The 9010-nt window shown below is 73.4% G+C and carries 4 protein-coding genes; 3 read left to right on the top strand and 1 reads right to left on the bottom strand.

Annotated elements, in window-relative coordinates:
- The coding region (locus tag KME77_RS07595) for an ATP-binding protein (protein ID WP_219463351.1) at window positions 1-1885 on the bottom strand (1885 nt) is incomplete at its 3' end.
- Window positions 1886-2154: 269 nt separating this feature from the next.
- Here KME77_RS07595 and KME77_RS07590 point away from each other — a divergent pair.
- The 3 genes from KME77_RS07590 to KME77_RS07580 are packed head-to-tail and all read left to right on the top strand — an operon-like array spanning window position 2155 to window position 8998.
- Entirely contained in the window at window positions 2155-5574 is a 3420-nt protein-coding gene (locus KME77_RS07590) for a hypothetical protein (protein ID WP_219463348.1), read from the top strand.
- Window positions 5571-7775 carry a hypothetical protein gene (locus KME77_RS07585; RefSeq protein WP_219463347.1) on the top strand — a complete coding sequence of 735 codons (2205 nt, stop codon included), beginning with the start codon at window positions 5571-5573 and terminating at the stop codon, window positions 7773-7775. Before KME77_RS07590 ends, KME77_RS07585 begins: the two co-directional genes overlap by 4 nt.
- Window positions 7772-8998: a ferritin-like domain-containing protein gene (locus KME77_RS07580; RefSeq protein ID WP_219463346.1), complete on the top strand. Its 1227-nt coding sequence runs from the start codon at window positions 7772-7774 to the stop codon at window positions 8996-8998. The genes KME77_RS07585 and KME77_RS07580 overlap by 4 nt, the downstream gene beginning before the upstream one ends.
- Window positions 8999-9010 lie beyond the last annotated feature (12 nt).

Raw genomic sequence — 9010 nt, 5'->3', positions numbered from 1 at the left:
GGAACACCCCCCGGCTGCCGGCGGCCGACAGTGCCGCGTCGGCGGCGGCCTCCGCCGCGGTCAGCTCGCCCGCCATGACGAGGGAGTGGACGACGATGCCGAGCAGGCCCCCGTGGGCGCTGCGGCCCACGAGCGGGTCGCGGGCCAGCGCGAGCGCGGCCATCCGCCGCACGTCGGCCGGTGGGTCTCCGGCCAGCGCGAGCCTGAGCGTGACGTGGGCCAGCAGGCCCGGCTGGTCGGGTGGCCTTCCCCGCCGGGCTTCGGCGAGTACCGGGGCCAGCAGCCGCTCGCCGTCGCCTCGCAGCGGCGGATGGAACGTCGAGACCATGAGATAGCCGGCCAGCGCGTTCTGCCACTTCGCGCTGCCCGGCTCCAGCAGCGCCAGCGCCTCGCGGTGGGCGGTGACGGTCCCGGCGACGTCGTCGCGGGCATGGCGGATCTGCGTGAGAAGGTTCAAGGCGCGCAGCTTGTCCGGGGAAGGCTCACCGAGCAGGGCGAGTCCCTCGGTCACCGAGGCGAGCGCCCCCATGTCGCCGGCGACCAGCTGCGCGTGCGCCAGCTCGACCAGAAGTTCACCACGCCGCTCTCCGGCCGTCTCGTCGGGCAGAGCGCGGCGCAGCAACCGGACGGCGGCGGCCGGGTCACCACGGCGCACTGCCCGGCCGGCCGCCTCGCGCAGCACCCGCGCCACGCCGGGATCACCTTCGGGGCGGGTGGCCAGCAGGTGACCGGCGATCTTCTCGACGCCCTCGCCGTCGGCGGTGAGCAGATCGGCGGCCCGGCGGTGGGCGCGGCCCCTGGCGAAGGCGGGCAGGTCGGCGTGAACGGCAGCGGCGACGAGCGGGTGGACGAACACCAGCGGGTCGCCGGGGCGGAGCAGGCGCGCCACCGCGAGGGCGTCGGCGGCCCGCTCGGCTGATGGCAGCTCGAGTCCTGCGTGGAGAGCCGCGCGGCGCAGCGGCGTGCCGTCGCCGAGCACGGCGGCCGAGGCGGCGAGACCGCGCGCGTCGGCGGGCAGCCGGGCCAGCCGGGCCAGGACCGAGCGGAGCACCGTGTCGGGCAAGATGCCGGCGACCGCGTCCGCCGTGGGAACGCCCCCGTCGGACTGAAGCGATCGCAGCAGTTCGCCGACCAGGAAGGGGTTGCCGCCGCTGGCGTGCGCCACCGCGGCAGCCAGGCCGGCTCCCGCGTCAGGGAAGGTGCCGGTCACCAGCCGGCCGACCGCTGCCGGGCTCAACGGAGCAGGGGTCATCAGGCGATGGGGCGGACGCGCCGCCAGCGCGCGCAGCGCCGAGACGTCGGATCCGGTCTCGCCGTCCCGCACCGTCACCACCATGGCGACGGGCAGCTTGCCGACCCGGTCGGCCAGCATGGCCAGGAAACGCAGCGACGCCTCGTCGGCCCACTGCGCGTCGTCGACGGCGATCAGCATGGGCCGTCTCGCATCGGCACGATCCCAGCCGGCCAGGTTCGCGGCCAGCCAGCACATGCCGTGCAGCATCACGTTCGTGTCGGGACGGGTGGCCGAGCCGGCGGAAGGGAGGATCCCGGGGAACAGCGGCGCGGCCGGCGCGGCCATGCCGTGCACCAGGCGGGCGCGCTCGCCCGGCGCGGTGGCGGCCACCGGAGGCGTCAGCAGTTCGAGCGCGACGCCGAGCGCGACTTCCCGCTCCAGCTCGCGTCCGCGAGCCTCCAGCACCAGCAGTCCCGACCCGCGGCCGCGGTCGGCCGCCATCGTCAGCAGACTCGTCTTCCCAGCTCCGGGCGGCCCCTGCAGCACGATCAGGCGGCCACCGCCGGACGGGGTGGCGTCCACCGCCTCCCGTAACGCGGTTATCTCGTCGGAACGCTCCAGCAAGGATCTCTCGCCCACCCGCACCGCCACGTTCCAACCGTATGTCCGCGGGGCCGTCCCGCCTCGGTATCGCCGGAGGAAAGAAGGGCAAATGTCAGGGTGCCGACCCTGACGCGACCGATCCGCGGCGGCACGAGACTGCGCTGGTGGGCGAATCGCCGGGGCGCTCATCGGGGGTGCTGGGGATCGCTCTCGACGCCGAGCGTGCTCACCCCGCTCCCCGGCGCCCACGTGATCGCCGGACGGCTGTCCCAGGGGGACGGGACGGCGCCGGGCACGACGTGACCTCTGGAGTTCTCATGCCGATCACCCCTGCCCTTCCGCTACGCGTCGACGCCGACTCACGCCTGTCCGAGGACGTGCTGCTGATCGAGCCGCTCAGCGTCGATCCGGAGGCGGCCGGCCACACCTCGATCGTGATGGACGCCGACGGCGGCCGGCTGCTCCTGGCCATCACGGCGGGCGCCGGGGCCGTGGAGCTGCGCGCGTCGGCGGACTCGGCGTCGGGGTACTCGCCGCGACCGCTGCCGAAGGGGGCCGGAGCGCGGGAGATCGTGTCGCTGCTGGACGGCGACGGCCTCGTCAACGCCTTCTTCGCCACCGACTCCGCCTTGCTGCGCTCGGTCCGGGGCCGCGACGGCGAGTGGGGCGACCCGCAGGAGTTGCCGCCGGCCACCGGGCTGAGTGTCGCGCGGATCCCGCTGACCGGCCAGTACGCGGTGAGCGGGACGACCCCGGACGGCAACCTGGCGATCTGCGCGGCCGACGGCGGCAGGTGGAGCGCGACGAAGGTCGACGTGCGCCGCGGGCTGCTCGGCGGGGAGGCCCGGCTGGCGTACACGTCGCCGGAGGCGTGGGCGCTGTTCGGCGCGGCCGGTGGCGAGCTGCGGATCTGGTCCGGAGTCGAGGGGCGGGCAGCCGCGGACCCGGCGGTGGTCGAGGCGGACGCGCCGGTCGCGCGGCTGCTGGCCGCGTACTCGCACGGCGGCTCGGCCATGGCGGTGTTCACCGACACCGCGAACAACCTGTACACCTCGGTGAACTTCAGCGACACGGCGGTCAAGGTCCCGCTCGGCGAGGTCGTCCGGGGCGCGGCCGCGGTGGACGACGGCGGGCTGGTGCATTGTTACGGGTGCGCCCCGGACGGCAGGCTGTGGCAGCTCCGGCAGACCGCGTGGGCGGTGGACGGCTCGCCCGTGTGGGCGCCGATCTTCCCGCTGGACACCGACGCGGTCCAGGTGCGGACGCCCGCGTCGGGGTCCGGCGCGCTCGTCGTGACCCGGGTGGACGGCACGGTCGACCTGCTCGGCCGGGACGGCGAGCGCGGCGGGTGGGCCCGGGTGCCGGTGCACTGCGAGTCCGCCGCCGCGCCGACGCGGGTCTCGCGCTACCGGACCCGGCTGACGGTCACCGACGCGGACGGCCTGCCGTGCCGGCGCGTCAAGGTGGAGCTGAAGCCGTCACGGCTGGTGGGCCTGGAGACCGGCGGACGGGCCGTGGTCGCGCGGCCGGGGGCGCCCGCCGTCCTCACCACGGACGGGACCGGCGTGGTCGAGTTCACCCAGCCGGCCGTGGGCCTCGACGCGGTCACCTTCACCGCGCGGGCCGACGGCGCGCCGGAGCCGCTGACGATCGTCCCGCACGGCTATGTGCACGAGGCGCTGGCGGGAGTCTCACCGGTCTTCACCGGTTCGGCGACGGTCCCGCCCATGAGCGGCGCGGCGCTGCTGGCGGCACGGGTGAACGGCCGTCCGCTGGCTCCGGGGCTGACCCCGGAGATGGCCGGGGTGGCGGCGGAGGCCATCGTGGAGGTCGCCAGGATCGGCGGCGCCGGCGCGAAGCCGGCCGCGGGACTGCGAGCCGCCGGGGGCGCCGGTTTCGAGGTGGATCTCCGCGACCCCGCCGCGCCGCGGTTCATCAGGTACGGGACGCACGACGCGTTCACGGCGAGGCTGGCGCGGTTCCATGACGTGCCCGGCCAGGCCGGCGCGAGCACCGTCTTCGCGGCGAGCGCCGGGGACTGGTTCCACGACCTGTGGAACGCGATCAGGTCGGGCGCGGTCAAGCTGCTCCACTTCGTCGTCGATCCGAACAGCCGGACCGCCTCGGCGCTGGTGGAGTCCGCCGAGGGCATCTGGACGCAGGTGAAGGGCCTCGCCCTGGCGGGCGCGGCCGAGGTCTCCTCGTTCGTGCAGGGCGTGCTCAACACGATCGGGGCCGCCTTCGAAGCGGTCAAGGACTGGCTGCAGGACGCCTTTCACTGGCGCTCGACCTGGCGCACCATGGACGCCTTCTACGGATACGTCACCGGCGGGCTCAGCTCGCTCTCCGACTGGCTCGGCGATGCCGCCCCGGTGGCGGCAGGGCGCTTCTTCAGGGGCCTCAAGCCGGAGCTGAACACCGGGCTCGACACGGCCGCGGCGGTGCTGGGCGACACCACGATCGACGACCTCACCCACGGCCGGCTGCGCCCCTTGCTGCCCACGTCCGGAAGCAAGCGCTCGCCCGCCTTGACGGCGGCGCTGCCGGGCAGCCCCGCGCAGCGCGACTACGTGCTGTCGAAGGTGCTGGCCAACCTGCCCGAGCAGCCCTCCCCCGTCATTCCGGGGCTGCCCGACGGCTTCGCGGAGAAGATCGTCAAGGCGGCCGGCGACATGGGCGCGATCCAGGACGCCGAGCAGACGCTGCGGGACCTGACGGCGCTGTGCGACAGGCTGTTCCGGGACCCGTCCCGAGCGGGCGACATCCGTGTCGCGGACCTGCTGGCGGCCTTCCGCGACCTGATCGACCTGGCCCTGGACTGCGCCGACATCCTGGCCGTGGCGCTGCTGGAGTTCGCGGCGGCGATCATCCGCGGGCTGCTCGACGTGCTCACCACGCCGATGACCGACGTGCCGGTGCTCACCTGGTTCTGGGAGCACGTGGTGCGGCCCGACGAGAGCGACGACCCGATGACGCTGGGCCGGCTCGTGTGCCTCGCGCTCGCCGCGCCCGTCACCCTCGCCTGCCTGGCGGAGACCGGCCGCGGACCGTACGACCCCTTGAGGACGGCGAGCGTACGGGCGGCGAGCAGCGTCTCAGCGCTGGACGAGGCGAAGTGGTACGCCTCCGGCCTGCTGATCCTCATCGACATGGGGGCCGACACGATCAACATGCAGGACGCCCTCGCGGCCACGACCAGCGGGGGCGGCGGCGTCAGCGTGAAGTCGGTGTTCTTCAACCTGCTGGACGTGGTGGCGAACATGGTCGTCCAGACCCTCTTCAGCCCCGTGTTCGCGTGGAAGTGGGACTGGGCGTCCATGACCAGGGGCGCGCGGATCACCAACGCGACGTGGATCGGCCTGTGGGCGCCCATCCTGTCCGACGGGGCGTTCGTCCTGGTGGACATCATCACGGGCGGCCTGACCCTGGCGGGGAAGCCGGTGCCCGCCGCCCTGAAGGCTTTGACCTTCGAGCTGAACGCCACCATCGACTACGTCCTGGCCGTCACCCTCACCGCCACGGGCGTGGCCGGGGCCGCCTACCAGGTCGCCGACCACGATCCCGGCGTGTCCGGGCTGGACGTCTTCGAGGCCGTCGCGCAGCCGCTGCCGTGGCTGGGCCAGATCCTCCTGCTGCCCGAGGTCGTCGAGGAGACCGAGGGGCTCTCCTCGTTCGTGCAGATCTGCCTCTGGGACCCGATCGGCGACTTCGACTACGACAGGGTGGCGCAACTATGACCACGGGACCGAGCCGCGACGACATCCTCGCCCGGCTGGCGGGCAAGAGCGTGACGCAGGGCTGGGATGTGGTGTACGCCCTGGCCGCGCACAAGGTGAACGAGCTGTTCCAGCGCCAGTTCGTGCTGGACCTCGGCACCGGGAGCCACCTGCCGCCGGTGACGGGCAGCGTGCCGGTCATCGGCGACTACGCCGTCGAGTTCGACGACGTCGTCCTCGGCCGTCCGCTGATCGCGTTCGACCCCGGACGCGACCCCCAGGCGGCGCTGCTGACGATCCCGATCGTCGCCGGGATCGTGCGGATCGTCGTCGCCGACGCCGCCACGACCAACGTCGTCTCCACCCAGTGGATCACCGAGGGACACGGCTACACGATCACCGGCACGGTGCCCCTGGCCAAGGTGAAGGGGGAGGTCGGCGAGCAGACCCACGTCATACTGCGGATCGAGGACGGCAAGGGCTTCTTCGCCGGGCTCGGCCTGCCCGACGCGGCGGGCACCATCCTCGGCACGTACTTCCTCGGCTTCCTGCGCGACCACGCGACCGCGTACCGGTACGCCCTGGGCACCCTCGACTACACCCCCAACAGCACCGACCTCACCCCCGCCGGCGACTTCGAGCTGGCCACCCAGCGCGACCAGAGCGACCCGGACGACGCGGGACGGGTGCTGCTGTTCGTCCCCACGAAATACCATCCGCAGGGCGGCAGCCAGACAGCGCTGCCGCTGGCCGACCCGGTGCCGGCGGGCATGGACGTGGCGCTGCTGGTGTCGAGCCGGGTGTTCTTCGGCGACATCGTGCGGAAGGCCCTGTACGACGCGCTGTCGCGAGGCGGCGAGGGCGTCACCGTCACGGCGGGCGGCTACCAGGACGACGCGTGGGCGACCTCGTCCACCGGCGGGCGCGTCCCCCTGCGGACGCTGTTGAAGCTGTCGCTCGGATCCGTCCAGTCCGGGTGGTGCGGCCGTCCGGAGCCGGTGGTGGTCCCTCTGAAGGACATCGGCTTCTTCGTCCGGTCCGGCCGGCTCGCCGGCACGTGGAAGCACGACTGGCCGCAGCCATGGAGCGTGGAGCTCGACACCCCGCTCGGCCCGATCTGCGAGGACGGCCAGGTCACGATGACGGTCGAGCTGGACGTGTCCTACCTGCCGTCGGCCGACCCGGTCACCGCGGTGATCTCCTTCCAGCCCGAGGGCGGGATCAAGGTGAGCTACACCACGCCGGACGCAGGGTTCGACCTGCTCAACAAGAAGGAGGCGCAGCAGGGGATCTCCGACTGGATCGCCGGCCAGGTCCGCGACGTGCTCGGCGACCTGCTGCTCGGCCTGGAGATCCCGCACGTCGGCGCGTTCGCCGTGACGAGCCTGCTGTTCCCCGGCCGGCAGACGTCCCGGCTGGAGAGCGCGCACGTGCCCGGCGACCTGGTCGCGTTCGGGACGCTGCGAGCCTCCGACCTGGCCGTGACGCCGCCGGTGGGCAGCGTGGCGACCGGCGGGACGCTGCGGCTGTCCGCCGACCGGCCGGTCTCCTGGTCCGTGCCGCGCGGCTGCGGGAAGATCGACGCGACCGGCCTCTACACGCCGCCCGCCACGCTGACCAGCTCCAAGGTGGTCGTCGTCACCGCCACCGCCGTCACGAACAGCAAGGAGCAGGCGTACGCGGCGGTCGTGGTGAGCCCGGCGGAGGTGCGGATCGCGCCGATCATCTCCGTCCTCCCGGCCCGCGCCCAGCCACAGGCCTTCACCGCGGCCCTGCCCGGGGCGGAGGGCAAGGCCGTGTGGTCGATCTCCCCCGCCGTCGGCTCGGTGGACGCCGACGGCGTGTACACCCCGCCCAAGAAGGTCGGCAAACCCACCGCGGTGACGATCGGCGCGCGGATCGGCGACCGGGCCGGGCAGGCGCGGATCGTCGTCCTCCCGGCGATGCCGGCCGCCGTGCAGGTCACGCCGTACGCCCCCGCGCCGCTGGGGCCGGGCGGCACCCTGTCCTTCGCCGCCACGCTCGGCGGTGATCCGATCGCGGCCGGGTGGAGCCTCCTGCCGCAGGTGGGCGCCATCGACGACAAAGGCGGCTACACCGCGCCCGAACGGATCGAGACGCCCCAGGCCGTCCTGGTGGTGGCCGCCGATCCGCGTACCCCGGCCCTCGGCGGAACCGCCGTCGTGCTCCTCACTCCCGACGATCCCGAGGACATGCCATGACCACACCCGCGCCCCTGATCCACCGGCCGATCGACACCCTCCAGGCGCTCGGTGACCATCTGCAGCTCGCGCTCGGCGTCGAGCTGTCCACGATCCCGCCGTACCTGTGCGCCCTCTACTCGATCAGCGAGCCGGCCTCGGAGGCCTCCCGCCTCATCCGCGGGGTGGTGATCGAGGAGATGCTGCACATGATGCAGGTCGCCAACCTCATGAACGCGATCGGCTGCATCCCCTCGCTGGAGCAGAAGTACGTGCCCACCTATCCCTCCAACCTGCTGGGGCACACTGCGGGCGGTCCGTTCATCCAGCTCCAGCCGCTCTCCCCGGCGCTCGCGCGCACGGTGTTCATGCGCATCGAACAGCCGGAGCCCGGCCCGGACGCGCCCGCCGAGGACGAGCCGTACGACACCATCGGCCAGTTCTACAAGGCGATCGAGCTGGGCTTCGTCACCTGCGTCGAGCGGTTCGGCGAGAAGGGGGTCTTCGGGCAGGACACCGGCTTCCAGCGGGACGACACCTACATCGGGCCGGGCGGCGGGGAACTGCACATCGTGCACGACCTGGACGGGGCCAAGGCCGCCATCATGGAGATCGTCCAGCAGGGCGAGGGGGCGCTGATCCAGCAGCCGCCCGCGCCGTACGAGGAGCCGTACGGCGGCTACGACCACTACGGCGAACGGCTCGACGGCACCTACGGCCCGATCATCGGCACCCCGTGGGAGCTGTCCCACTACCGCAGGTTCCAGCGGATCGCCGAGGGCGAGGTGAGCCTGCCGCCGATCTACCCGATGCAGGCCAACCCGTCCGACGCCGACCTCGGCGGTGACTTCCGCCGCCTGTCCCACCTGTTCGACAACCTCTACACGCTGGTGCTGGTCGCGCTCGGCGAGGCGTTCGGCAGGACGACCGCGCCGCGCCCGTTCTTCCAGACGGCCTTCCCCGTCATGCAGGCGGCCCTGCCGGCGCTGGCGACGCTGCTGATGCGCACCCCGCTGAACCCGGCCGCCGACCCCGCGCTGGGGCCGACCGCCGGGCCCGCGTTCGTCTACCGGCCGCTGCCGGTGGCCGACATCGTGGCGGAGGCCGCCGGCCTGCTCGCCCGGCCGCCGTCCGGCCTGGGCGGCGACTACCGCCTGACCTGGCGTCACAACCTCGGCATCGTCCACCGGACGCTGTCGGGTGTCCTCGCCGCCGACTCCTCCTTCAGCTCGCTGCACGGATGACAGGGAGATCCA

This window comes from Nonomuraea rhizosphaerae (genome assembly GCF_019396405.1).
GTDB classification, from domain to species: Bacteria; Actinomycetota; Actinomycetes; order Streptosporangiales; family Streptosporangiaceae; genus Nonomuraea; species Nonomuraea rhizosphaerae.
Note: the sequence above shows the minus strand (reverse complement) of the source record. Positions and strands in the feature narration are given on the sequence as shown.

Coding starts and splice junctions, on each gene's coding strand:
- KME77_RS07590 (WP_219463348.1), top strand. CDS start 2,155: ATGCCGATCACCCCTGCCCTTCCGCTACGCGTCGACGCCGACTCACGC.
- KME77_RS07585 (WP_219463347.1), top strand. CDS start 5,571: ATGACCACGGGACCGAGCCGCGACGACATCCTCGCCCGGCTGGCGGGC.
- KME77_RS07580 (WP_219463346.1), top strand. CDS start 7,772: ATGACCACACCCGCGCCCCTGATCCACCGGCCGATCGACACCCTCCAG.